Annotated in this window: 18 protein-coding genes and 1 pseudogene (1 of these 19 only partly in view); 10 read left to right on the top strand and 9 right to left on the bottom strand. The window is 66.1% G+C overall.

The window, feature by feature from the left end; all coding sequences use genetic code 11:
* Positions 1 to 131 precede the first annotated feature (131 nt).
* A complete protein-coding gene (locus tag ACFU4Z_RS07975; protein ID WP_379060648.1) occupies positions 132 to 473 on the top strand; it encodes a hypothetical protein in 342 nt (113 codons plus the stop codon).
* A 114-nt stretch (positions 474 to 587) separates the two neighbouring features.
* Here ACFU4Z_RS07975 and ACFU4Z_RS07970 read toward each other — a convergent pair whose 3' ends face one another.
* Positions 588 to 2,429 carry an alkyl/aryl-sulfatase gene (locus tag ACFU4Z_RS07970; RefSeq protein WP_379060891.1) on the bottom strand — a complete coding sequence of 614 codons (1,842 nt, stop codon included), beginning with the start codon at positions 2,427 to 2,429 and terminating at the stop codon, positions 588 to 590.
* A 451-nt stretch (positions 2,430 to 2,880) separates the two neighbouring features.
* On the bottom strand, positions 2,881 to 4,464 hold the full coding sequence (locus tag ACFU4Z_RS07965; RefSeq protein ID WP_379060646.1) for an amino acid permease: 1,584 nt from the start codon (positions 4,462 to 4,464) through the stop codon (positions 2,881 to 2,883).
* A 350-nt stretch (positions 4,465 to 4,814) separates the two neighbouring features.
* Between ACFU4Z_RS07965 and ACFU4Z_RS07960 the strand changes: the two genes are divergently transcribed.
* The 4 genes from ACFU4Z_RS07960 to ACFU4Z_RS07945 all read left to right on the top strand — a co-directional run bounded on the left by ACFU4Z_RS07960 (position 4,815) and on the right by ACFU4Z_RS07945 (position 9,298).
* Positions 4,815 to 5,564 carry a ferritin-like domain-containing protein gene (locus ACFU4Z_RS07960; protein ID WP_379060645.1) on the top strand — a complete coding sequence of 250 codons (750 nt, stop codon included), beginning with the start codon at positions 4,815 to 4,817 and terminating at the stop codon, positions 5,562 to 5,564.
* Between the two features lie 115 nt (positions 5,565 to 5,679).
* Positions 5,680 to 7,233: a phytoene desaturase family protein gene (locus tag ACFU4Z_RS07955; protein ID WP_379060644.1), complete on the top strand. Its 1,554-nt coding sequence runs from the start codon at positions 5,680 to 5,682 to the stop codon at positions 7,231 to 7,233.
* 160 nt (positions 7,234 to 7,393) lie between these two features.
* Complete coding sequence (locus ACFU4Z_RS07950) at positions 7,394 to 8,383, top strand: NAD(P)H-dependent flavin oxidoreductase (protein ID WP_379060643.1); 990 nt, start codon at positions 7,394 to 7,396, stop codon at positions 8,381 to 8,383.
* Between the two features lie 468 nt (positions 8,384 to 8,851).
* Positions 8,852 to 9,298, top strand: a complete 447-nt coding sequence (locus tag ACFU4Z_RS07945) for a hypothetical protein (protein ID WP_379060642.1) — start codon at positions 8,852 to 8,854, stop codon at positions 9,296 to 9,298.
* A 24-nt stretch (positions 9,299 to 9,322) separates the two neighbouring features.
* On the opposite strand, the gene ctaD is transcribed toward ACFU4Z_RS07945, so the two are convergent.
* Positions 9,323 to 11,065 (bottom strand): cytochrome c oxidase subunit I, encoded by a 1,743-nt coding sequence (ctaD, locus tag ACFU4Z_RS07940; RefSeq protein WP_379060641.1) that lies wholly within the window; start codon positions 11,063 to 11,065, stop codon positions 9,323 to 9,325.
* Positions 11,066 to 11,592: 527 nt separating this feature from the next.
* On the opposite strand from ctaD, the gene ACFU4Z_RS07935 reads away from it, so the two are divergent.
* On the top strand, positions 11,593 to 13,098 hold the full coding sequence (locus ACFU4Z_RS07935; RefSeq protein ID WP_379060639.1) for a bifunctional phosphatase PAP2/diacylglycerol kinase family protein: 1,506 nt from the start codon (positions 11,593 to 11,595) through the stop codon (positions 13,096 to 13,098).
* 182 nt (positions 13,099 to 13,280) lie between these two features.
* Here the strand turns inward: ACFU4Z_RS07935 and ACFU4Z_RS07930 are convergent, their stop codons facing one another.
* Together ACFU4Z_RS07930 and ACFU4Z_RS07925 are read right to left on the bottom strand one after the other, a co-directional pair.
* Positions 13,281 to 14,591, bottom strand: a complete 1,311-nt coding sequence (locus ACFU4Z_RS07930) for a carotenoid oxygenase family protein (protein ID WP_379060638.1) — start codon at positions 14,589 to 14,591, stop codon at positions 13,281 to 13,283.
* Positions 14,592 to 14,616: 25 nt separating this feature from the next.
* Complete coding sequence (locus ACFU4Z_RS07925; RefSeq protein ID WP_379060636.1) at positions 14,617 to 15,177, bottom strand: hypothetical protein; 561 nt, start codon at positions 15,175 to 15,177, stop codon at positions 14,617 to 14,619.
* A gap of 98 nt (positions 15,178 to 15,275) precedes the next feature.
* Between ACFU4Z_RS07925 and ACFU4Z_RS07920 the strand changes: the two genes are divergently transcribed.
* Together ACFU4Z_RS07920 and ald are read left to right on the top strand one after the other, a co-directional pair.
* Entirely contained in the window at positions 15,276 to 15,818 is a 543-nt protein-coding gene (locus ACFU4Z_RS07920; protein ID WP_379060635.1) for a PadR family transcriptional regulator, read from the top strand.
* Between the two features lie 173 nt (positions 15,819 to 15,991).
* Positions 15,992 to 17,098 (top strand): alanine dehydrogenase, encoded by a 1,107-nt coding sequence (gene ald / locus ACFU4Z_RS07915; RefSeq protein WP_379060634.1) that lies wholly within the window; start codon positions 15,992 to 15,994, stop codon positions 17,096 to 17,098.
* On the opposite strand, the gene ACFU4Z_RS07910 is transcribed toward ald, so the two are convergent.
* A complete protein-coding gene (locus tag ACFU4Z_RS07910; RefSeq protein WP_379060632.1) occupies positions 17,095 to 17,610 on the bottom strand; it encodes an Lrp/AsnC family transcriptional regulator in 516 nt (171 codons plus the stop codon). The genes ald and ACFU4Z_RS07910 overlap by 4 nt on opposite strands.
* A 338-nt stretch (positions 17,611 to 17,948) precedes the next feature.
* Between ACFU4Z_RS07910 and ACFU4Z_RS07905 the strand changes: the two genes are divergently transcribed.
* Positions 17,949 to 18,848, top strand: a complete 900-nt coding sequence (locus tag ACFU4Z_RS07905) for an EamA family transporter (RefSeq protein WP_379060631.1) — start codon at positions 17,949 to 17,951, stop codon at positions 18,846 to 18,848.
* 96 nt (positions 18,849 to 18,944) lie between these two features.
* On the opposite strand, the gene ACFU4Z_RS07900 is transcribed toward ACFU4Z_RS07905, so the two are convergent.
* The 3 genes from ACFU4Z_RS07900 to pruA form a co-directional block, all read right to left on the bottom strand.
* Complete coding sequence (locus ACFU4Z_RS07900) at positions 18,945 to 20,378, bottom strand: amino acid permease (protein WP_379060890.1); 1,434 nt, start codon at positions 20,376 to 20,378, stop codon at positions 18,945 to 18,947.
* Between the two features lie 168 nt (positions 20,379 to 20,546).
* Complete coding sequence (locus ACFU4Z_RS07895) at positions 20,547 to 21,521, bottom strand: proline dehydrogenase family protein (protein WP_379060629.1); 975 nt, start codon at positions 21,519 to 21,521, stop codon at positions 20,547 to 20,549.
* Positions 21,521 to 23,173: an L-glutamate gamma-semialdehyde dehydrogenase gene (pruA, locus tag ACFU4Z_RS07890; RefSeq protein ID WP_379060628.1), complete on the bottom strand. Its 1,653-nt coding sequence runs from the start codon at positions 23,171 to 23,173 to the stop codon at positions 21,521 to 21,523. Before pruA ends, ACFU4Z_RS07895 begins: the two co-directional genes overlap by 1 nt.
* A gap of 170 nt (positions 23,174 to 23,343) precedes the next feature.
* On the opposite strand from pruA, the pseudogene ACFU4Z_RS07885 reads away from it, so the two are divergent.
* Positions 23,344 to 23,682, top strand: a pseudogene (locus ACFU4Z_RS07885) (PucR family transcriptional regulator) (it continues 1,487 nt past the right edge of the window).

Genomic DNA, 23,682 nt, shown 5'->3' with positions numbered 1-23,682 from the left:
CGGGGGGGGGTAGGTCCGCGGGGGGGCGCCCCGCGGGGGGGGGGGGGGGGGCGCGGGGGGGGGGGGGGGGGGGGGGGGGGGCGCCCGGCCCCCCCCCCCCCCCCCCCCCGACGCCACTGGTGTTGGCGTACATGGATTCGATGATCGGGACGTTCCTGGCGGGCGGTCTTTCTGTCGACCTCACCCACCATGTGATGCACGCGCTGGGAAGCCGCATCTTCGGTTTCAGTCAGGAACTGTTCGATGCTCCCCAGGACATCGATCCGCAGCCGTCCGCACTCGGTGAAATGGCGACCCGCTACCCCCACATCGCGCAGATCGCGAGCGCGAATCACGACCGGCACTCCGTCGTCGGCTCCGGTTGTGACGACCAGTTCGAGTTCGAATTCGCGCTCGATCTGCTGCTGGACGGATTCGAACGACTGTGGCGGCAGGGCTGGAGCTCCACCGGCCATCGGGCGGATCGCCTGTGAGGTATTCCGGCTAATCGCGGTCGCCGGCCCGGAGTCCTTGGCAGCGCCCTAGGTTGGGAGGTTCAGGGGTGTGCGACTTGGCGTACACAGCCCGGTCCAGGCGGACGCACGGACCTAGGGGGTGACGATCGCGAAGTTCGGGTTGGGTTTGTCGAACAATCCGGACAACTGCTTCAGCGCGACGATATTGCCCTCGACGGTGATCTCGCCCTTCAACACTGCCTCTTGCATGTTCCCGCCAGCGAGCATGGTCTTGGCGAACGCACCCTTGGTCAGGGTGACGGTCGCGTCCGGTGCGGGCAGATTGTCCCCGGCGGTGCGGGGATAGTGGATGAGGACACCGTTGCGCAATTCGGTGCGTTGCACGCGGTTGTCGGCGTCGCGGAAACGCCAGTCGGCGACGAGGGCGATGTCCCAGGCCTTCGGTCCGTCGAGGAACAGGGAGATGGCGTCGAAGGCCTGGTCCACAGTGAGCGCCGACAGCATCCCTTGCGCATTGGCCTTGGTCGGGGTGCCGAAGGAGCCGTGACGCAGTTCGTGGGCGCCGCTGAGGTAGAAGTTGCGCCAGGTTCCGTTCTCGGCGCCGTAGGCGAGTTGCTCGAAGGCGCTGGCCTGCAGGTGCTTTGCCTTGGTGTTGTCGGGCTCGGCGAAGATCACGTAGTTCACCATCTGGGTGACCCAGCGGTAGTCGCCTGCGTCATAGGCCTTTTGCGCCTTCTTCAACACTGCGCCGGCGCCGCCCATGGCCTCGACGTGCCGCTTGGCCGATTCGACCGGCGGATGTTCCCACAGGTGTGCGGGATTGCCGTCGAACCAGCCCATGTACCGCTGATAGATCGCCTTGACGTTGTGACTCACCGAGCCGTAATAGCCATGGGTCGACCAGTTCTCGGTGATCGCGGGCGGCAGCCGCAGCATCTCCGCGATCTCACTGCCGACGTAGCCCTGGTTGAGCAGTCGCAGCGTCTGATCGTTGAGATAGCCGTAGAGATCCCGTTGCAGCGACAGGAATTCCACGATCTTGTCGGTGCCCCACATCGGCCAGTGATGCGAGGAGAACACTACATCCGAGTTGCGCGCGTACCGGTTGATCGACTCGGTCAGGTACCTCGACCAGATGTGCGGGTCACGAACCAGTGCGCCGCGCAGCGTCAGGATGTTGTGCAGGGTGTGCGTGGCGTTTTCGGCCATGCAGAGGATGCGGCGGTCGGGGAAGTAGAAGTTCATCTCCGAGGGCGCCTCGGTGCCCGGTGTCATCTGGAACACCATGCGCACCCCGTCGATGGTCTCTTCCTGACCGGTGTGGGTGATGTCGAGGGTCGGGTCGATGAGGGTGGCGGTTCCGATCGAGGTTGTCTGGCCGAGACCCGTTCCGACCTGTCCCTTGGGTCCGCGCGGCAGGGCGGCGCCGTACATGTAGGCGGCGCGGCGCGCCATCGCGGTGCCCGCGTAGATGTTCTCCGCCACCGCGTGTTCGAGAAAGCCCGACGGCGCGAGGACCGGGCAGCGTCCCGCGGCGACGTCTTCGGTGGTGGTGACGCCCATCGCGCCGCCGAAGTGATCGATGTGCGCGTGCGAATAGATCAGGCCGGTGACCGGGCGATTTCCGCGATGGGCGCGATAGAGGGCGAGCCCGGCCGTCGCGGTCTCGGTGGAGATCAACGGGTCGATGACGACCACGCCGGCGTCGCCTTCGATCAGCGTCATATTGGACAAATCGAGGCCGCGGACCTGATAGAAGCCGGGTGCGATCTCGTAGAGCCCCTGCTTGACGGTCAGTTGGGACTGTCGCCACAGGCTCGGATTCACCGACAGCGGACACGGATCCCGCAGGAAGTTGTAGGAATCGTTGTCCCACACCACCTTTCCGGCGGCGTCCTTGACGACACCGGGCTCCAGCGCGGCGACGAAGCCGCGATCGGCATCGGCGAAGTCGGCGGTGTCGGAGAACGGCATGGTGGTCGAGACCTGCCGGTTCGCGTCGGCGATGTGTCCGGACGGCTCGGTGGGCGACGAGGACGGGTGCACCTCGTCCGAGTCGCCGCACGCGGTCAGCCCGGCGCCGACGCCCGCCGCCGCCAGTGCTGCCGCGCCGACGCCGAACACTCCACGTCGGGATACACGCGCTCCCGGCTTGCCGCCCGCGTTACCGCGATCACCGTCGACCATTGCCGATCTCCTGTCTCGGTCCGATGGGCTGCGAGCAACCGCATGCGAATTGCTGCTCGATAGCCCACAGTACGTCCTATTGCACTTTAACTGCAATATAGTCGGAGTTGTCGAACACGGAGAAGTCGGCGGAACTACGCCGCGGTAGGCGACGTGCAAGGCCCGCCGCCCCCGGCATCCACTGCGATCGCCGAAAGCGGCGCCGCTGTGTCTGCCCGGGTCGGCGGGCCGAGTCGGGTCAGGCGGTGGCAGGTGCTTCGTCTTCGGTGACTCCGGCGGGCGGCGGTGTGCCTTCCACTGTCCGCTTCGGCCCGGTGAACCAACGCCTGGCCGACACAAACCACCAGATCCCGATCGCGCCGACCACGCCGACGAGCGTGATCGGTGCGTAATTCACAGTGTTCCAGGTGAATTCGCTGTTCCAGGGGTAGCCGCGGTCATCGGTCGGCAGGATGAAGAGCAGGCTGATGAACACGATCCATATCAGTGCGACGATGCCGACCGGCCGATACCAGGGGCCGAGTTGCCAGGGGCCGGTCCGGAATCTGCCGCCGTGCAACTGCCGTAACAGGATCGGGATGCCATAGGCAATGTAGAGGCCGATGGTCGCGACGGAGGTGGCGGCGGCATACGCGGTCGGCGCATTCGCCGCGGGCACCAGCATCGAGGGAATCAGCAGCACGAAGGCGAAGAAGGAGATGAACAGCACCGCGTTGACCGGCACCTTCCGGACCGAAAGTTTGCTCCAGAGCGCCGATCCCGGCACCGCACCGTCGCGCGAGAACGCGAAAAGCATGCGCGACGCGGAGGTCACCGAGGCGTAACCGCAGAACAATTGGGCGATGGCCGCGATGATCAGCAGCAGACCCGACCAGAACGAATTCAGCGAATTCTCCAGGATGTAGATCACCGGGTAGCCGCTGTTCTTTTCCGGATTCAGCGCGTCGTCGAGATTCGGTATCGCGAAGGTCACCGCCATGATCAGCAGATAACCGGCGACGGCCGAGACGAGGATCGTGTTGATGATGCCCTTCGCCGCCGTGCGCGCCGCGTCGTGCGTTTCCTCCGACATGTGCGCCGAGGCGTCGTAGCCGGTGAACGTGTATTGGGCGTGCAGCAAACCGAGCAGGAAGCTGAACGCCACCCCGCCGAAGCCGACCGCACTGTTGTCGACGGTTTCGGTGAACACGAACCCGACGCTCTGATGGTGGCTCGCCCCGAACCCGAGCACGATGACGAAGATCGCCACACCGCCGACATGCCACCACGCCGAGATGTTATTGATCACCGCCGACAGATGCGGCCCGATCGCGTTCAGCACCGCGTGCAGCACCAGAATGACGATGTAGACGAGAAAAATCGCGGTGCGATCGGTTCCGATGTCGATGCCGATGACATTCAGCACCGCGGTGGTGAAAATGGCCGCGCCGTAGTCGATCGCCGCGGTCACCGCGATCTGGCCGATCAGGTTGAACCAGCCGGTGAACCATCCCCACACCGGACCGCCGAGCTCGGAAGCCCACCAGTACAGGCCGCCGGAAGTCGGATAGGCGGAGGCCAACTCGGCCATGGCGAGCCCGACGAACAACACCATCACCGAGACCAGCGGCCAACCCCAGGCCATGGTGATCGGTCCACCGTTGGCCAGACCGATTCCGTAACTGGCCAATCCGCCCGTCAAGATCGAGACAATGGTGAAGCTGATGGCGAAGTTCGAGAATCCGGACCAGGATCGGGATAGTTCTTGTTTGTAGCCGAGTTCGGCGAGCCTGCGTTCGTCGTCCGACGGTGTGGGGGATTGCGGTGCTTGGGCTTCGGTCATTTTTGCTCCCGGGTGAAAACGCTGCCCTCATACGGCGTTTGCCAGAAGATAAGTGTGAAGCGAACGCGGGTCAATCGCAGGAAAACATCGAAACCCGGCGGATTCGCGATCGACCCGCGCCTGTTACCTGTCGCCCTATCTACCCACGATCGCGCACCGCCTTCACAATGTCGGTGGTTGCGAGTGCTGTGTTCGCATGCGGGCGACGGGCCGGTGGTCGAGTCTCCACAGGATCTCCACACTATGAGCCGGTGATCGGCACAACCGGTTTCTAGGGTCTGTGGGCAGGAAGAGTCGGAACCGGCCGAGCGTCTTGCTCGGCGGTGATCCGGACGGGTGCAGGAGATCTGATGGACAATTCGAATGAGTTCTTCCGGTGGACAAGGGAATTCGAGGTCAAGGCGGTTGCGCGGGCAGCTGCCGGCGATCCGGACTGGGCGCGCGGAGCGCGGCTGGACCCGGAGGTGGTTCGCAGTGTTCAGCGGTTCCAGGTCGGTGAGACCGGGGACGGTGCGAACCTCATCGGCAAAGCGGAACGGGCGGGCGATCCGGAGTACGCGGCTGCGGTGCGACTGTTCATCGCTGAGGAATCGAATCATGCCCGCATGCTGCAATTGCTGCTGAGCGCCGCCGGTTCGCCGACGATTTCCGGTCACTGGAGCGACGCGGTGTTCGTGGGTCTGCGCCGTGCCCTCGGCCTGCGGCTGGAACTGCTGGTGCTCATGATCGCCGAGATCGTCGCGCTGCGCTACTACCGCGCCCTTCGCGACGGCACAGACGATCCGCTGACTACCCAGGTCGGTGGCTTGATCCTGGCCGACGAGCAGCGGCATGTCCCCTTCCACTGCCAGCGCCTGCGTGCCGCATTCGCCACTGTCTCGCACCCGGCCCGTCAGGTCCTGCTCCTGATGTGGTGGGTGATGCTCACCGGCTCGACAATCGTCGTCGCCTACGACCACGGCCCGGCCCTACGCCGATTAGGAGTCACCAGAACCGGTTTCGTCCTCGACGTACTGACCCTCTTCACAACCATCGCACCAACCGCGATCCCGCCCCGCCCCCGACCGGCCACGAAAACACTCCAGCCCAACCCCTCCTAGCGGACGCGGGAGTCGTGTGGCGCTCACGAGGCGTCAGGGTCCTCGTCCGGTGCGACTCACCGCCGCATTCGTGCATACCGGGACCGTGGTTCACGATTCGTGGTATCGAGGACAGATGAAGCCGACCGGTTCCTTTTACGACGTGGTTGTTGTCGGTGGTGGTCACAATGGGTTGGTGGCCGCCGCCTATCTGGCGCGGGCGGGGCGGTCGGTACTCGTGCTCGAGCGGCAGGCTTACACCGGTGGTGCGGCGGTGTCGGCACGGGTGTTCGCGGGCGTCGAGGCGCGGGTGTCGCGGTACTCCTATCTGGTGAGTTTGTTGCCGCAGCAGATTGTGCGGGAGCTGGGATTGCGGTTCGCGACGCGGCGCAGGCGGATCTCTTCGTTCACACCGGTGGGTGCGGGCGGGTTGCTGGTCGACACCGGGTCGGCAGCTCGGACGCGAGAGAGCTTCGAGCGGCTCACCGGGTCCGATCACGATTTCGAGGCATGGCAGCGGTTCTACGGAAGGACGGGTGCGCTCGCACAACGCGTGTTCCCGACAATGACCGAGCCGTTGCCGACCCGGGCGCAACTGCAAGGCATCGTGGGCGACTCCGCCACCTGGTCGGCGTTGTTCGAGCGACCGCTGGGGGAGACGATCGAGGCGGAGTTCGCCGACGACACGGTGCGGGGTGTCGTGCTCACCGACGGGCTCATCGGAACCTTCACGCACGCACACGATCCGGAGCTGCGCCAGAACCGCTGCTTCCTTTATCACGTGATCGGTGGCGGCACCGGCGACTGGGATGTGCCGATCGGCGGCATGGGCGCGCTCACCGAGGCACTCGCGGTCGCCGCTCATGCCGCAGGTGCGGAACTGGTCACCGATTGCGAGGTGACGGCCATCGAAACCGACGATGTCACGACCGAAGTGCGCTTCCGCGACGGTGCGGTAGCGGCGGGCCACGTGCTGGTGAACGCGGCTCCGCACGAGCTGCGACGCCTGCTCGGCGAGCGTGATCAGCCGAAACCCGAAGGTGCCCAACTCAAAGTGAACATGGTCCTACGCCGGCTACCGCGGTTGCGTGACGCGGCCACCGACCCGCGCGAGGCCTTCGCCGGGACTTTCCATATCGCCGAATCGTATACACAACTGGACCATGCCTATCGGGAAGCGGCCGGTGGACAGATCCCTTCCGCGCCACCGTCGGAGATCTACTGCCACACGTTGACCGACCCTTCGATCCTCGCGCCGGATGCCGCCGGTCTGCACACGCTGACCCTGTTCGGGTTGCACACGCCTGCGAGACTTTTCGACGCCGACCCCGAGGCGGCGAAGGCCGCAGCGGTGCAGGCCACTCTCGCGCAGCTGGACGCGGTGCTCGCCGAGCCGATCACCGATTGTCTCGCTCTCGACGAACACGGCTCCCCGTGCATCGAGGCGAAATCCCCACTCGACCTGGAACACGAGATCGGCCTGCCCGGCGGCCACATCTTCCACCGAGATCTGGCCTTCCCCTACCGAGCCGACGACGCGGACGATGATCCCGCCGCCCGCTGGGGCGTATCGACCGGACACCGCACCGTATTCCTGTGCGGCGCAGGCGCAGTGCGCGGCGGCGGTGTCAGCGGCATCCCCGGCCACAACGCGGCCATGGCGGTGCTCGAGTCACCGCGTGTCACCTGAACGACGACTCCGCGATCAGCCCGAGCGATTCGTCCACACCAGTGATGATCGGCTGATGCACCCCAGATCCACCGACCGGACCGGCGAACGGGACATGGGTGGCGGGGTCTTCTCGACGTTCGCCGCAACCATGTCCCGTTCGCCCGGGATAGTAGGTTGGATGGCGACGAAAGGGGTGGTGATGGGGTTGCGGACGGATCTGACCGAGATGTTCGGGATCGAGCATCCGATCGTGCTCGCGCCGATGGGTGGTGTGGCTGGTGGGGTGTTGGCCGCGGCGGTGTCCGAGGAGGGCGGGCTGGGTTTGATCGGCTCCGGTGATCGCGAGTGGCTCGATCGCGAATGTGGGCTTGCTGCCACCCGTACCGACAAGCCGTGGGGCATCGGCCTGTTGATCTGGGCGGTCGACAGGGACATCGTGTTGTCGGTGGTCGAGCGCCGCCCGCACGCGATCGTGCTGTCGTTCGGCGACCCGGCCCCGTACGCCGCGATGATCCGTGACGCCGGAATCCGGCTGCTGGTGCAGGTGACCAGCACGGACGAGGCCGCTCGCGCGCTCGATGTGGGAGCGGACGTAGTCATCGCACAGGGCGGCGAGGCGGGCGGGCACTGCGGTGCTCGGGCGACGCTGCCGTTCGTGCCGAGCGTTGTCGACCTGGCCGCGGGCACGCCGGTGCTCGCCGCGGGCGGCATCGCCGACGGCCGCGGTCTCGCCGCGGCGCTCACGCTCGGCGCCGCGGGTGCGCTCATCGGAACCCGCTTCGAGGCGACCCATGAGGCACTGATCTCGGCGGCGGAAGCCAAAGCCATTATCGCCGCGCGGGCGAGCGATACCGAGCGCAACCGGGCCCTCGATATCGCGCGGGGGTCACCGTGGCCCGCCGAATATCCCGCCCGCACCCTCCGCAACGCATTCCTGGACCGGTGGCACGGCCGCGAGGAAGAACTGGCCGGTGATTCCGTTGCGCTACAGGAATATCGCGACGCGGCCGCACGAGAGGATCCGGACTACGCACCGGTGTGGGCAGGGGAGGCCGTCGATCTCATCACCGGGCTCGAGTCCGCCGCAGACCTGGTCGGACGCATCAGCCGGGATGCCGAGCAGGCGATTCTGCACGCCGCGCAGCGGTGCGTTGTCGCTTCGGAATGACCAGTGACGGTGAGCGGCCGAGCTCGTCGATAGTCGATCAGGCGCATCCCCGCCGCTGTTGTGCGCGACAACCATGAACGGCCCTGCTCTGGTTCCGGCACGCCGCTGATCTTCCCGTTTTACCGAACTCGAATCGCACATCGAGGGGCTGAGCGCGGTCTCCAGCGCCCTCGGCGTGGCCCGCGACTCGCCTCTTCGACCGCAGAACCGTCGGCCGGCGAGCCGGGCCCTGCGCGGTCCCGCTCGCTGTGCCGGTCCGAGTCCGCGCGGCTGACCTGCGGCATTTCGACGAATCGCGTTGGCGATCGGGCGGCCTGGCCGCGGGCGAGCCGATATCATCGTTCGCACGTGGCAATTGCCCAGACAGGTTCTACTTGGTGATTCGCGCACACTATATGCCCTGGTAGATCGACGATTCGAGGTATCACGCCGACGCTCGGGCTCCAGCGTCGAGCGGCGAGGACTTGAATGACGACCTACTGGACCATCGGAACCAGGACAGCCACCACAGCACGCCGTCGGCTGCGCGTGGTGGCCGGTGCGGCGACGCTCGTGGCGGCGACGGCCGCCATCACCTTCGCCACACCGACCGCGGGCGCAGCGGTGCGACAGCTCGGCGTCTTCCCCGACAACGCTTACGGGCTCGCCACGAACTATGGCACCGGCTGCGCGTACACGCTGGAGGCCATCCTGACCGAGGCCGTCGACCGGGTGTTCTTCTACGACAACGGCGTCCCGCTCGGCGGCATCGCCCCGACCGGGGGCGTCGCCCTCTTCACCTGGGTCCCGACCACCGTGGGCAGGCACACGCTCGCCGCCCGCCAACTGCCGGACAACAACATCGTCGCGACTGTGGACATCCGCGTCGGCACCGGCGCCCATGTCGGCTGGGCCTGCGTCGTCTTCGGCGGCTGAACGCAGCGCGGGCACCAGGCCCGGTTACTTCGGCGCGTGCGCCTCGTGCACCTCGTGGGTGGTGTGCTTGGGCGCGCCCCATCCGACGTGCGCTTCGGTGCGCATCCGGTCGACCATGTGCGGGTAATGCAACTCGAAAGCCGGTCGCTCCGAACGGATCCTGGGGAGCTCGTAGAAGTTGTGGCGCGGCGGCGGGCAACTGGTCGCCCATTCCAGGGAGTTGCCGTAGCCCCACGGATCGTCGACCGTGACGACCTCGCCGTAGCGGTAGCTCTTGAAGACGTTCCAGACGAACGGCAGCACGGAGGCGCCCAGGATGAACGAGCCGATGGTGGAAATGGTGTTCAGCGTGGTGAATCCGTCACCGGGCAGGTAATCGGCGTAGCGGCGCGGCATGCCTGTGGAGCCGAGCCAGTGCTGGACGAGGAAGGTGGCGTGGAAGCCGAGGAAGGTGGTCCAGAAGTGCCACTTCCCGAGCCGCTCGTCCATCATGCGACCGGTCATCTTGGGGAACCAGAAGTAGATTCCGGCGTAGGTGGCGAACGCGATCGTGCCGAAGAGCACGTAATGGAAGTGGGCGACGACGAAATATGTGTCGGACACGTGGAAGTCCATGGGTGGGCTGGCCAGTAGGACACCGGACAGGCCACCGAACAAGAAGGTGACGATGAACCCGACCGAGAACAGCATCGGCGTCTCGAAGGTCAGCTGACCGCGCCACATGGTGCCGATCCAGTTGAAGAACTTCACACCGGTCGGAACCGCGATCAGGAAGGTCATGAACGAGAAGTACGGCAGCAGCACGGCGCCGGTGGCGTACATGTGGTGCGCCCACACCGCGATCGACAGCGCTCCGATGGCGAACGTCGCATAAACCAGCGCGGTATAACCGAAGATCGGCTTGCGACTGAACACCGGGAAGATCTCGGACACGATGCCGAAGAACGGCAGCGCGATGATGTACACCTCGGGATGACCGAAGTACCAGAACAGGTGCTGGTACAGAAGTGTGCCGCCGGTAGCCGGATCGTAGATGTGGCCACCGAGGTGCCGGTCGTAGTACAGCGCAAGCAGTGCCGCGGTGAGAATCGGGAACGCGAGCAGGATCAAGATGCTGGTCACCAGAATCGTCCAGGTGAACACCGGCAACCGGAACAGCGTCATGCCCGGGCAGCGCAGGCACACCACCGTCGTGATCATGTTGACCGCGCCGAGGATGGTGCCGAGGCCCGATACCGCGAGCCCGAAGATCCACAGATCGGCACCGACGCCCGGCGAGTGCACGATGTCGGCGAGTGGGTTGTAGGCGGTCCAGCCGAAGTCCGCGGCGCCACCTGGGCTGACGAAGCCCGCGGTAGCCATGGTCGCACCGAACAGGTACAGCCAGTAGCTGATGGCGTTCAGACGGGGAAACGCGACATCGGGCGAGCCGATTTGCAGGGGAAGCACGATATTCGCGAACGCGAACACCACGGCTGTCGCGTAGAACAGCAGCATGATCGTGCCGTGCATGGTGAACAGCTGATTGAACTGTTCCGGCGAAAGGAATTGCAGACCCGGCCTGGCCAGCTCACCGCGCATCAGCAAGGCGAGCAGGCCACCGATCATGAAGAACGACATCGACGTGAACAGGTACATCTGGCCGAGTACCTTCGGGTCGGTCGTGGTGACCAGCCGGTAGATGGCCGAGCCCTTCGGCCCGAACCGCGCAGGAAACGGCCGCGTCGCTACCAACTGCGGCACTGGCTGTGGCTCAACGGCGGTCACTGATCCTCCTGGCTGCGGGACGAACCTGACAACAAACCAGCGATAGCGTATGCGCGGCAAACCCGCATTCGGGCGAACAACCTGCGGACACGCCCTACTCGCAGAGAAAGTCTAGCGAGGAGTTACCCCTCATGGCCATGGCCCGACGCGGCCGGATACCCGCTCGGTCCCAGAGCGCCACGACTGTGGCCGAATACGTCGATTTATCGAGGGGGCGTCCGCGTTGCCGACCGACCGACCAGCCCTCCTCGTCGAGCTCACGGCGCCGGCCGTCACGAGTGCGCCACCTCGGCCCGCCACCCGGAAGGTCACTGCTTCACGGCACGGGATCCCGCCGAGGCCACCACGGACGCCGTCGCACTGACCTACACGAACCACGGCCGCTGCAACGCCTGTCAGGGCGGCACCTACACCCATGCCCAATTCTCTTGGGGTGGAACCGAAGTCCTGATGATCGGCAGACCACCGAAGAAATCGGCTGGCCGATGGCGACGACACGGATCGGTGACAGTCGATAGGCTTCGGCAATGCGACGCCGAAAGCGCAAGACTTCGAGCGCGCAGCTGCACGGGCGGACGAACGGCCTGGATCGGCTGCTCGTAGGCCGCAGCGCGCGGGTGCCACCCACCGCGGCCGATCGGTTACTGCGGAGCCTGAGCATGAGCGCCAACTACAGCCGATTGTGGGTGGGGGTGGCCGCCGCCCTCGTCGTGGCCGGTGGTCGGGCCCCGCGGCGCGGTGCGGTGCGTGGGCTGCTCGCGGTGAGTGTCGCGAGTGCGGTGGCCAATGGCATTGCCAAACCATTGTTTCCGCGGCGGCGACCGCCGGACGAGTCGGTGCCTTTCGTGCGCAGACTGGTTTCACCGCCGGTGTCGTCGTCGTTTCCTTCGGGGCACGCCGCCTCGGCCGCGGCTTTCGCGACGGGTGTCGCGCTCGAATCGCCGACGGCAGGGGTTGTGGTCGCGCCGATCGCGCTGGCGGTCGGATATTCGCGGGTGCACATAGGGGTGCACTGGCCATCGGACGTCGTGGCGGGCGCGGCGCTCGGGAGTGCTATCGCCCTGGCGACCCGCCGCTGGTGGGCGGCGCGTCCCGACGATCCGGCGACGCTCGGGCCGACCACACGGATCGAGCCGGTGCGGGACGGGAACGGGCTGCTCCTGGTCGGCAACCCGTTCTCGGGCAGTGGCGCCGCCGACGACGCCCTGCAACAGCTGCGCAAGCGGCTGCCCGCGGCGCGAGTCCTCGAGCTCGACCCCGAGGCGGACCTCGACGCGCAACTCGACGACCTGCTCGGCCGCGAGCACATCGTCGCGCTCGGCGTCCTCGGCGGCGACGGGACAGTGTCGAGCGTGGCGGCCGCGGCCGTGCACCACCGACTGCCTCTCGCGGTGTTCGCGGGTGGCACACTCAACCATTTCGCGCGTGACGCGGGTGTCGAGGACATGGCGCGGACGCTCCGGGCTCTCGATAGGGGGGAGGTGGTCCGGATCGACACCGCCCGCGTGCAATTCGACCGGTCCGAACCCCAAACCTTCATCAACACAGCCAGTCTCGGCGGCTATCCGGACTTCGTCCGACTGCGTGAGCGGTGGGAGAAACGCATCGGGAAATGGCCCGCCGCGGGAATCGCCATGGTGCGATTACTGTTTCGCGCGCAGCCGTTGCACACCACCATCGATGGCGCGCGCACGGCCATCTGGATGCTGTTCGTCGGCAACGGCCGCTACCACCCGTCGCACCAGATCCCGATGTCGCGCCCCGAAATCCACCGCGGCACCCTCGACATCCGCTATCTGCGCGCCGACCTAGCTTTCTCGCGTACCCGCCTGATCTGGGCGACCCTCACCGGAACGCTGGAAAGCTCGGCGACCTACGTCCACCGCCAAGCCGATCGGCTCGATGTCGGCGTCGCCCATGCTCCCGTCTCGTTGGCCACCGACGGCGAGGTCGACCATCGCGGCAAGGACTTCACCTTCACCAGCCGACCCGCCGCGCTCACCCTGTTCCGGCCACCGGACGAGAACTCCTGACCCGCTGGTCGCTCCGATCGAGGCGCTCTGGCGGCCGCCGTTGCCCACTGAGGTGGGTGTGCGGCCGCACAGTGAATCTCTGATCGAGGAGCGGCGGCGTCCGCCGACCCGGCCCGGCTATTGGAACGCGGACCTTCGGCACATGGTTCGTGGGTGGCCGACCCGTCACGGCATGACGCCGGTCAGAGATCGGGCAGCCAGTTGCCGTGGAAGCCGTGGGGGACGCGGGCCGGCAGGTGGATGGTGGCCACCGGTGCGGCGGCCAGGTCTGTCGCATCGAGCACGGCCAGGTCGCTGCGATCGGTATCGGCGTTGTAGACGTAGGTCAGCAGATAGCCTGCGCCGCCGGGTCGCTCGTCGGCAGGGGCGAACGCCGCTTCGCCGGGGAGCTGGCCCGCGCGGAACTCGTGTGCGGTCCGGTTGCCGGTATGCAGGTCATAGCGGATCAATGCGCCGGTCCCGGATTCGCCGGACACCGTGACATGCCCGAAGCGGGCGTCCGATCCGGCCAGTCGGTCGTCGATTCGCGGGAACTCCGCGGCGCGGTCATCGAGTTGCTCTTCGGTGACAGTGCCTGCGCTCAGGTCGATGGTCCAGCGCCAGAGGCTGGCCTCGTCGTAGGTGTGCGATTCGGTGCGCCACAGCTGCGGGTAGCGCATCACGTGTAGCACGATGCGCCCTGGTTCGTCGTGGGCGTTGAGCGAGTGGAAGACGTAGCAGGGATCGATGGGGAACCATCGGATCTCGCCGTGCGGATCGTCGCGGCGCAGCACACCGAGGCGGGCCTGGTAATCGTCGCGCCACCGGAACGGCATTCCCGCACCGTTCTTCGCGGTCTCGATGTCGAAAACCACCGGCAAATCCATGAATACGACGTGATCCGCGGTGAGGTTGAAGTCGTGGTGCATGGTGGCGGCGGGTACGTCGACGGGGCGGCTGAGCAGTAGATTGCCCGCGGCGTCGGCGCGGTGATAGGTCAGGTAGGTCGGTCCGATGACGTCGTAGCCGAAGAAATGCAGTTCACCGGTGGTCGGGCAGGTCTTCGGGTGCGCGGTCATCGCGGTGCGCAGCTTGCCGTGAAAGTCGTAGGGGCCCACGGTGTCCAGCTCACAGGTCAATTCGTAGGGGTAGGACGATTCGACCAGTGCCAGCGTGTGTCCCGCATGCCGGATGACGTGGGTGTTGGCGACGCCGGCCGCGTGATCCCTGTTGCCTTCGCTGTCGTAGCCGCGTGCTCCATCGGTGAGGGTGGAGGTGCGGACCCACCTGTTGCGGTAGGAGATCGCGCGCCCGTTGTGCAGCCGGACGCCGTGCACCATCCCGTCCCCGAGGAACCAGTGTGACGAGGCGGCGGCGTGCGGATTCGGGCCGTTGCGCAGGTACCAGCCGCTCAGCTCGGCCGGAATCCGGCCGGTGACCGGTAGATCGTAGGCGGTCAGTTCCTCGGTGACCGGCGCGTAGTTGCCGATCAGGTGGGGGAGGGGAGTAGTCATGGGGACACCGATCTCATTGCGGGAGTCAGGAAACGGGCTTGCCGGGCGCTTGCGTCCGGCCCTGGATGTGCGCGACGTAACGGACGGTGAACACCACCGGGATCACGAAAGCGGCCACCTGGGCGCTGGTGCGTAGCGTCGAGGAGGAGTGGGCGACAACGGCGAGGACCAGGCAGCCGACGGCGAAGCTCGCCGTCCACACGGAGGTGATGATGTAGCCGGTGCGGAGGAAAACAGGGTTTTCCCACAGTTCGCGCGGCGTGGTCTGTTTGGCGATACCCAGCGTGAACGGCATCCGCACGGCCAAGGAAACACCCGCGATGAGCGCGAGCACGCCGGAGGAGATGGCTGGGGTGTAGGGGTGCAGGGCGGTGTTCGGGTCGACGAAGGCGAGCACTGTCAGTGCGGCGAAGAACAGGGCCGAACCGATATCGATGATCATGGCCTCCGCGCGCAGGCCCGCCCTGGTCTGCCGTGCGATGGTGACGGCGGAGATGCCGAAGGCGATCAGTGCCGCCCACTGCCAGTGCGCGGACGGGATCACGGCGTAGGCGATCCAAGGTGCGAAGGTGCGCAGGTACGACATGTTCGTGGAGCTCCTCGTGCCGTGACATTCCAGTTATGACATGTCTGAGTTTGAAGGTGGCTTCACGACATGTCAATAGTGGAATGTAAGGTAAGGGTATGAGCCTTCGATACGCCCTGCTCGGTCTGCTGGCCGACCGCCCGGCCAGCGGCTACGACCTGCTGCAGCGATTCAAGGGTTCGCTGGCCAACGTCTGGCCCGCGACGCAGAGCCAGATCTATACCGAGCTCGCCAAGCTGGCTGACGTGGATTTCATCGCCGTGTCGGACGAAGGGCCGCGCGGTCGCAAGGAGTACACGCTCACTGATGCGGGCCGGGCCGATCTTCGAGATTGGCTGACCGACACCAAGCCGAAACGTGTGGTGCGCAACGAGATGCTGCTGCGCGTGTTCTTCCTCGGTGTCATTCCGCCGGAGCGGGCGCGCGAATACCTATGCGATATCGAAGACGGATCCGCCAAGGGGGTCGCAGCCCTCGCTGAGTTGGAGGCGGCCACTGACTGGGAGGACAACGACCTGTCCAACTACGGACGGATGGCGATGGTGTGGGGTCAGCGGTTCTATGCGATGAATCAGCAGTGGGCGCAGTGGGCGCTCGATCAGCTGCCGACGGGCGACGGGCCCGAAGATGTTTCAAGCTGAGGCCCTGAAAGACTGCTAATGGTGAATCAGTGAGGTCAATCTCACTCAATCTGAGAACTATATTCATCTATCTAGACCTGATCTTGCATAATCTTCATACTCACTCGTGTGGTGATCCCCGCCTCATCGGGGGCACCGATCGCAATCCGACGAATCGACGTTCAGGAGTCTTGGTGAAGATCGGAATTCCTCGCGAGGTCAAGAATCACGAGTACCGGGTCGCGTGCACACCTGCCGGGGTGCACGAGTTGGTTTCCCGTGGACACGAGGTGTACATCGAGGCAGGAGCCGGTCGCGGCTCGGCGTTCGAGGACGAGGCATACGGGGTCGTCGGCGCGCGCGTGCTGGAATCCGCCGACGAGGTCTGGGATGTCGCCGACCTGGTGCTCAAGGTGAAAGAGCCGGTGGCCGAAGAATATTCGCGGATGCGCGAGGATCAGGTGCTGTTCACCTATCTGCACCTGGCGGCGTCCAGGGACTGCACAGACGCACTGCTGAAGTCCGGCATCACCTCGATCGCCTACGAGACCGTCACGGGCCGGGACGGGTCGCTGCCACTGCTGGCTCCGATGAGCGAGGTCGCGGGCAGGCTTGCTCCGCAGGCGGGCGCCTATCACCTGATGCGCAGCGGCGGCGGACGCGGCGTGCTGATGGGTGGCGTTCCGGGCACGCGGCCCGCCAACGTAGTCGTGCTCGGCGCGGGTGTCTCCGGTAGCCATGCGATCGCCGTCGCCGTGGGCATGCACGCGGATGTGACGGTCCTCGACCTGAATATCGCCAGGCTGCGTGAGGTGGACGCCCAGTACCGCGGGCAGGTGCGCACCATCATCTCCAACAGCTTCGAGGTCGAGAACCTGGTCCGGGAAGCCGATCTGGTGATCGGCGCGGTGCTGGTGCCGGGCGCGAAGGCGCCCACGCTCGTGTCCAATGAGCTTGTCGCGCAGATGAAACCGGGCTCGGTGCTGGTCGATATCGCGATCGATCAGGGTGGCTGCTTCGCGGATTCCCGGCCGACCACCCATGCGGACCCGACCTACCGGGTGCACGAGTCGGTGTTCTACTGCGTGGCCAACATGCCCGGCGCAGTGCCCTACACCTCGACCGTCGCACTCACCAATGCCACACTGCCGTACGCGATTTCGATCGCCGATCGCGGGTGGCGCGACGCGACGGCCGCGGATGCCGGCCTGGCGAACGGGCTCAGTACCCACAAGGGTGTGCTGCTGTCCGAATCGGTCGCTGCCGCACATGGCTACGCGGCGCAGCAGCTCGCCGCCTAGGGGAATATGAGGTTTCGCGGCCGTACGTGCTCGAAAATGAGGATCGTTTCGGTCGAGGCGACCGCGGGATGCGCGCTCAGATGGTTGAGCACGAAAACCCGCAGCCCGTCGGTGTTCGCTGTGGCGACATGGATCAGATAGTCGTCGGCGCCCGCGATGAAATACACATTCAGCACCTCGTCGAGTTCGGACAATTGCTCTCCGAACTTGGCGAGGTGCTGACGCGCGTTGCCGTGTACGCGAACCGCGATCATGGCCTGCAGGTTCCGGCCGAGCGCGGCCGGATCGATATCGGCGTGGAACCCACGGATCACGCCGCGTTCGACCAGCGACCTGACCCGGCCGAGACAGGTCGATGGCGCGATCCCCGCGATGGCGGCGAGGGCATTGTTGGTGATGCGTCCATCGCGCGCGAGCTGATCGAGCAGGACCCGGTCGATGTCGTCGATCGGGACGGCCTGACTCGGCTTACTGGTGACGGCCGGTACCGCAGGCGTCTCGTTCTTCCGCACAACCTCGACGGTACAGAACATCGTTCGCCGGATCTGCCTCTCGACAAACAATATTCGGAGGCTATTTCTGGCGACCTCGATATACGATCGACCGGTGAACACGTACTGGCATGTCGTCACTCCGCCGCCGTGCGCCTGACCGGGCGCACCTGCTGATTTCTTGATAAGCATTCCCGGCTGATCCGCGAGGGTAGCCCGGGCTGTGTCGTGCGCCCGTTTCGAATCCACATCCCACCGGAATTCGACGACGGAAGTTCACGACTGTGCCGAATCGCACCACATCTCTGCCTGTTTCCCAGTCCGTTCACCGCCCGCAGTCCAGCTTCGTCAGCGGGCCGATGCCTATCCTGGCCGCCTCGGTGTTCTGGGGCACGACGGGAACCGCAGGCTCCTTGGCCCCAGCGGGCGCACCGGCCGCGGCCATCGGCTCGGCGGGCCTGGCCCTCGGTGGTCTGCTGCTATTCATGTCCCACCGCGGCGCCGGCCTACGATGCACCCGCGCCGAGCGTGGATTGCTATTGCTCGCAGCGGTGGCGATAGCCGGATATCCGATCACCTTCTATCCGGCCGTCGCGCGCACCGGCGTTGCCGTCGCCACCGTGATCACCCTCGGTAGCGCCCCGGTCTTTGCCGGTCTGCTGGCCTGGATCATCGGGCGAGCCCGCCCGAGCAGACGCTGGCTCTGCGCCACAGCGGCGGCCGTGCTCGGCTGCGCGGTTCTGGTGCTCGGCCCCGAACTGAGCGGTGGCAGCGGCCCGGTGGATCTCACAGGCATCGTGCTCGCCGCTGCCGGTGGGTTGTGCTACGCCGTCTACTCGATGATCAGCGCGCGACTCATCGCGCGGGGTCACGCGTCGAACTCGGTGATGGGGGTGATGTTCGGTATCGGTGGGCTGCTCGTGCTGCCGGTCGTGCTCGGCACCGACATGTCCTGGCTACTCAGCCTGCGCGGGGCGGCGGTGGCGCTGCATCTTGCGGTGTTCCCGACGTTCATCGCCTACCGCCTGTTCGGCTACGCGCTGCGGCACACCACGGCGCAGGTGGTCGTCACACTGACCTTCGCCGAGCCTGCCGTCGCGGCAATACTCGGGGTCGTCGTCCTCGGTGAACGCCTGCCGATGATGTCCTGGGGTGGGTTGGCGGTGCTGGCTCTCGCACTCGTGATGCTCGCTGCGCCCGCGCGCTCACGCCGAGATCGGGTGCGCGCGCGTGCCGAATCGATCAGCACGGTGAGCTGAGCCGTTCGGCTGCGGCTATGCCGGCGCGGGCACACGTAATGGGCCCGGAAACACGATAGGGGTGGCGCGAGTACGCGCCACCCCTATCGCCCCTCATCAGCCTGCGGCAGCCGGTTTCGCGGCGTCCGCGTTGAGCTTGGAGTGGGTGCGGGAGTAGGTGAAGTAGACGGCGAGTCCGACTACCAGCCACACCGCGAAGCGCACCCAGGTCTCATATGGCAGCGACCAGATCAGATAGATCGAGAAACCGATGCCGATCAGCGGGATCACCGGCATGAACGGCAACTTGAACTCGCGCGGCTGGTCGGGCCGGGTGCGCCGCATCACGATCACGGCCACCGACACGACGATGAAGGCCATCAAAATGCCGATATTGGTGAGTTCCGCGACCACGGTGATGTCGAGCAGACCCGCCATCAACGCGGCGCCGATACCGACGATCCAGGTCACCCTCGTCGGCACCTTGCGCACGGGGTGAGTCTTGGCGAACCACTCGGGCAGCAGCCCGTCTCGGCTCATCGCGAACCACACGCGGGTGACACCGAGCATGAAGGTGAGCACCACGGTGACGATGCCGACGATGGCGCCGATCGCGATGATGTTCGCGATGCCCGGCATGCCGACCGATTCGAAGGCGGTGGAGAAGCCGCTCGTCGGGCTGATCTCGGAGTATTTCTGCATGCCGGTCAGCACCAGGGTGGCAAGGACGTAGAGCACCATCGCGATGGCGAGTGAGTAGATGATGGCCTTCGGAAGGTGCTTCTTGCCGTCGGTGGATTCCTCCGCGGCGGTGCTCATCGCGTCGTAGCCGAACACCGCGAAGAACACCGTCGCCGCGCCGGTCCACACCGCACCGGTGCCGAACGGGAAGTACGGGGTGTAGTTGGAGCTGTCGATGTGGAAGACGCCGAGCACGACGATGAGCACCACGAGGGCGACCTTGATGCCGACCGCGACGGTCTCGAACCGGCCGACACTCTTGATGCCGCGCGAAAGCAGCCACGCGGTGCCCAGACAGAACAGCATCGCGAAAACGTCGATCACATGGCCTTCGCCCGTGCCGTGTGCGCCCATCATCCAGTCGGGCAATGCGACGTCGACCTGTTCGAGCAGGAATCGGAAGTAGCCGGAGACACCGATGGCGACGACCGCGGCCACCGCGATGTATTCGAGCAGCAGGTCCCAGCCGATGAACCAGCCCGCGATCTCACCCAGGGAGACATAGCCGTAGGTGTACGCGGATCCGGCCTTGGGCACCATGCCCGCGAACTCGGCGTAGCAGAGCGCGGCGGCCGCACTGGCGACGCCGGCGATCAGAAAGGAGATGAGCACCGAGGGACCGGTGACGGAGTGCGCGACCGCGCCGGCAAGGGTGAAGATGCCTGCGCCGATGATGCCGCCGACCCCGATCGCCGTGAGCTGCCACAAGCCGAGCGAGCGCGAGAGCTGCTCATCGGCGGGCACATCGTCGTCGAGTTCCCCTAGGGGTTTGCGGCGCAACATCTGGCTGCGCAACTCCGCGATGGACATAGACATCCTTTCGTCCTCTGCGTCACCGCCACCATGCAGTAACCCAGATCACACTTTCAGCTGGAGCTAGCTAATACGACCACAGCTGCGGTGTGATCGGCGAGTTGGATAAATAACGTTCAGCGGCCTTTGTCCGATCGGACTACAGCCCGTGCACCGGTGCCGTGCTCAGCGCTGGCTCCCCGGAACCAGCGAGCGCAGGAAGAACGCCAGGTTGGCCGGACGTTCGGCTAGCCGGCGCATGAAATAGCCGTACCACTGGTCGCCATAGGGCAGGTAGACCCGCAGGTGATGCTTCGCTTCGACCAAACGGCGTTGCTCGGCGTCGCGGATGCCGTAGAGCATCTGGAACTCGAACTCATCGGCCTTGCGATCCACTTCCGTCGCGAAGCGCTGCGCGGCGTCGATGATCGCCGGGTCGTGGGTGGCGACCATCGGGTAGCCGTCGCCGTTCATGAGGATGCGCAGGCAGCGCAGGTATGACTCGTCGACGTCGGTCTTGCGCTGGTAGGCGACCGAGGCAGGCTCCCGATAGGCGCCTTTGCATAGGCGAATGCGCGAACCGTGACCCGCCATGTCCTGGCAGTCGGATTCGGTGCGGTGCAGGTAGGCCTGCAGCACGGTGCCGAGTGCGGGGAAGTCCGCGCGCAGCTCCCGCACGATGGACAACGTGGAATCGGTGGTGGTGTGATCCTCGGCATCGATGGTGACCCACACACCGGCCGCGGCCGCGGCAGCGCAGATCTGGTAGGCGTGATCCCGCGCGATCCTGTGCCCGTCACCGGGCAGGGACTGCCCGAGCGCCGAGAGCTTGAGTGACACTTCCAGCGGCCCGATGATCGATCCGGTGTTGTCGATCAGCTCGCGCAACCGGGCCAGCTGCAACAGCAGCTCCAAGTAATGCGACACCGTGTCGATTGCCTGGTCGAGCTCGGTGGTGTCCTCGCCGAGGTAGTCGATGGTGATGTACCTGCCGGAGCCGAGCAGGGCGGCCGCGCTGGCGATTGCCTCGTCCTCGGAGCGGCCCGCGACGAACCGGTCGACCAGTTTCCTGGTCGCGGGCATCCGTGAGACGGTGCGCTCGATGCGTGGTGAGCGCGAGGCGGCCAGCATAGCGGGCCGCAGCAGTCCGGACTTTGTCATTACTCGACCCCCGATTCGGTCGCCTGGTGCGGGTATCGGTGGTCGGTCGGCGGCACGAAGGTCTCCTTGAGGGTGCGTGCGGAGGTCCAGCGCAGCAGGTTCTGAGCCGAGCCCGCCTTGTCATTGGTTCCGGACGCGCGACCACCGCCGAAGGGTTGCTGACCGACGACCGCGCCGGTGGGCTTGTCGTTGATGTAGAAGTTGCCTGCCGCGAAACGCAGGCTGTCGGTCGCCTTGGCGACGGCATGGCGGTCCTCGGCGATGATCGAGCCGGTCAGACCGTAGGCCGAGCCTCGATCGACGAGATCGAGGGCGGCGTCGAAGGATCCGGCGACGGCATCGTCGTAGACGTGGACGGCGAGGATCGGCCCGAAGTATTCGGTGCTGAACGCCTCGTCGGTGGGGTCGTCGCCGAGCAATACGGTGGGGTCGACGAAGTAGCCGACGCTGTCGTCGGTGTGCCCGCCCGCGGCGATCGTCAGGCTCGGCGTCGCCTTGGCGCGGGCGATCGCGTCGGCATTGCGGTCGAAGGCGCGCTTATCGATCACGGCGCCGCCGAAATTGCCGAAGTCGGTGACGTCGCCGTAGGTCAGTGCGGAGACCTTGTCGATGAGATCGCCTGCCATCTTCGCCCACACCGATTTCGGGACGAACGCGCGCGAGGCGGCCGAGCACTTCTGACCCTGGTAGTCGAAGGCGCCGCGGATCAGCGCCGTGGTCAGCACCGCCGGGTCGGCGGAACTGTGTGCGAGCACGAAATCCTTGCCGCCGGTTTCCCCGACCAGTCGCGGGTAGGTGCGGTAGTCGGCGATGTTGTTCGCGACCGCACGCCACAGATGCTGGAAGGTCTTGGTGGAGCCGGTGAAATGGATGCCTGCGAGCCTGCGGTCGGTCAGCGCCACGTCCGACACCTCGGGGCCTGCACCGTGCACCAGGTTGATCACTCCTGGCGGCAGGCCCGCGGCCTCCAGCAGCTTCATCGTCCAGTAGGCGGCGACCGCCTGCGTCGGCGCGGGCTTCCACACCACGGTGTTGCCCATCAGCGCGGGCGCGGTCGGCAGGTTTGCGGCGATGGCGGTGAAGTTGAACGGGGTGATCGCGTAGACGAACCCCTCGAGCGAGCGGTATTCGAGCCGATTCCACACACCGGCGGTCGATATCGGCTGCTCGGCCAGGATCTGACGCGCGAAGTGCACATTGAAGCGCCAGAAGTCGACCAGCTCGCAGGGCGCGTCGATCTCGGCCTGATAGGCGGTTTTCGACTGCCCGAGCATCGTCGCGGCGGCGATTGTTTCGCGCCACGGGCCCGACAGCAGGTCCGCCGCGCGCAGGAACACCGAGGCGCGGTCCTCGAACGACAGCGCACGCCAGCCCGGCGCCGCGGCGGTGGCCGCTTCGACCGCGTCCCTGGCGTCGTCCGGTCCCGCCGTGGTGAGCGTGCCGAGTACCGCGGCGTGCCGATGCGGCTGCACCACGTCGATGGCCGGACCGGGGGTGCGCCGATGCACGCCGCCGATGACATGGTGGATCTCGGTCGGCGTTGCCTGCAGTTCGGCCAGTTTCGCCTGCAACCGCGCACGTTCCGCGCTGCCGGGGGCGAAGGTCCCCACCGGTTCGTTGACCGGCTGCGGGGTGGTCGCAATGGTGTCCATGAATCCTCCTGGGGTGTATGGAGTTTCGAAAAGTCGTGGACGACGACGATTGAACGGTAGTCAACACCGGAAAGGAGCACGAAGGATGAGCCAGTCGAACAAAGATAGCGGTGCGGCCTTGTCCGGCTGGCTAAAGTGATGTACTGGGTCGGGGAAGTGAGGTGGCGGCAATGGCAACGAATGCGCAGACCGAAGGGAGCACGCTGCGTGAGCTGCTCGACGCCCTGGACACCGCGGTGGTCGAGCTCTTGGACGCGCCCGCCGGCGATACCGTCGCGATACGGTCGGTGGCACTGGTCGACAGTTCCGACCTGACGATGGAGACCGACTCGGGCTCACCTATGCAGGATATGTACTTGCATGTCGGCATCGCCGAAGCCGAGTCCGTGCAGTGGTGGGGGGGGGGGGGGGGCCCCCCCCCCCCGCCCCCCCCACGAGCGCGCGGGGTTGTTGTGTAACACCACACAGCGCGCCGCCCCGCGCGGGGCGCCCCCCCCCGCGGGGTGGCG

This window comes from Nocardia sp. NPDC057440, from assembly GCF_042802915.1.
Taxonomy (GTDB): Bacteria; Actinomycetota; Actinomycetes; order Mycobacteriales; family Mycobacteriaceae; genus Nocardia.
This window is presented reverse-complemented; position numbering and strand designations above follow the sequence as displayed.

Excerpts from the sequence above, each read along its gene's own strand:
- ACFU4Z_RS07975 (WP_379060648.1), top strand. The coding sequence starts at position 132 with ATGGATTCGATGATCGGGACGTTCCTGGCGGGCGGTCTTTCTGTCGAC.
- ACFU4Z_RS07970 (WP_379060891.1), bottom strand. The coding sequence starts at position 2,429 with ATGCCGTTCTCCGACACCGCCGACTTCGCCGATGCCGATCGCGGCTTC.
- ACFU4Z_RS07965 (WP_379060646.1), bottom strand. The coding sequence starts at position 4,464 with ATGACCGAAGCCCAAGCACCGCAATCCCCCACACCGTCGGACGACGAA.
- ACFU4Z_RS07960 (WP_379060645.1), top strand. The coding sequence starts at position 4,815 with ATGGACAATTCGAATGAGTTCTTCCGGTGGACAAGGGAATTCGAGGTC.
- ACFU4Z_RS07955 (WP_379060644.1), top strand. The coding sequence starts at position 5,680 with ATGAAGCCGACCGGTTCCTTTTACGACGTGGTTGTTGTCGGTGGTGGT.
- ACFU4Z_RS07950 (WP_379060643.1), top strand. The coding sequence starts at position 7,394 with ATGGCGACGAAAGGGGTGGTGATGGGGTTGCGGACGGATCTGACCGAG.
- ACFU4Z_RS07945 (WP_379060642.1), top strand. The coding sequence starts at position 8,852 with ATGACGACCTACTGGACCATCGGAACCAGGACAGCCACCACAGCACGC.
- ACFU4Z_RS07935 (WP_379060639.1), top strand. The coding sequence starts at position 11,593 with ATGCGACGCCGAAAGCGCAAGACTTCGAGCGCGCAGCTGCACGGGCGG.
- ACFU4Z_RS07930 (WP_379060638.1), bottom strand. The coding sequence starts at position 14,591 with ATGACTACTCCCCTCCCCCACCTGATCGGCAACTACGCGCCGGTCACC.
- ACFU4Z_RS07925 (WP_379060636.1), bottom strand. The coding sequence starts at position 15,177 with ATGTCGTACCTGCGCACCTTCGCACCTTGGATCGCCTACGCCGTGATC.
- ACFU4Z_RS07920 (WP_379060635.1), top strand. The coding sequence starts at position 15,276 with ATGAGCCTTCGATACGCCCTGCTCGGTCTGCTGGCCGACCGCCCGGCC.
- ACFU4Z_RS07905 (WP_379060631.1), top strand. The coding sequence starts at position 17,949 with ATGCCTATCCTGGCCGCCTCGGTGTTCTGGGGCACGACGGGAACCGCA.
- ACFU4Z_RS07900 (WP_379060890.1), bottom strand. The coding sequence starts at position 20,378 with ATGTCCATCGCGGAGTTGCGCAGCCAGATGTTGCGCCGCAAACCCCTA.
- ACFU4Z_RS07895 (WP_379060629.1), bottom strand. The coding sequence starts at position 21,521 with ATGACAAAGTCCGGACTGCTGCGGCCCGCTATGCTGGCCGCCTCGCGC.
- pruA (WP_379060628.1), bottom strand. The coding sequence starts at position 23,173 with ATGGACACCATTGCGACCACCCCGCAGCCGGTCAACGAACCGGTGGGG.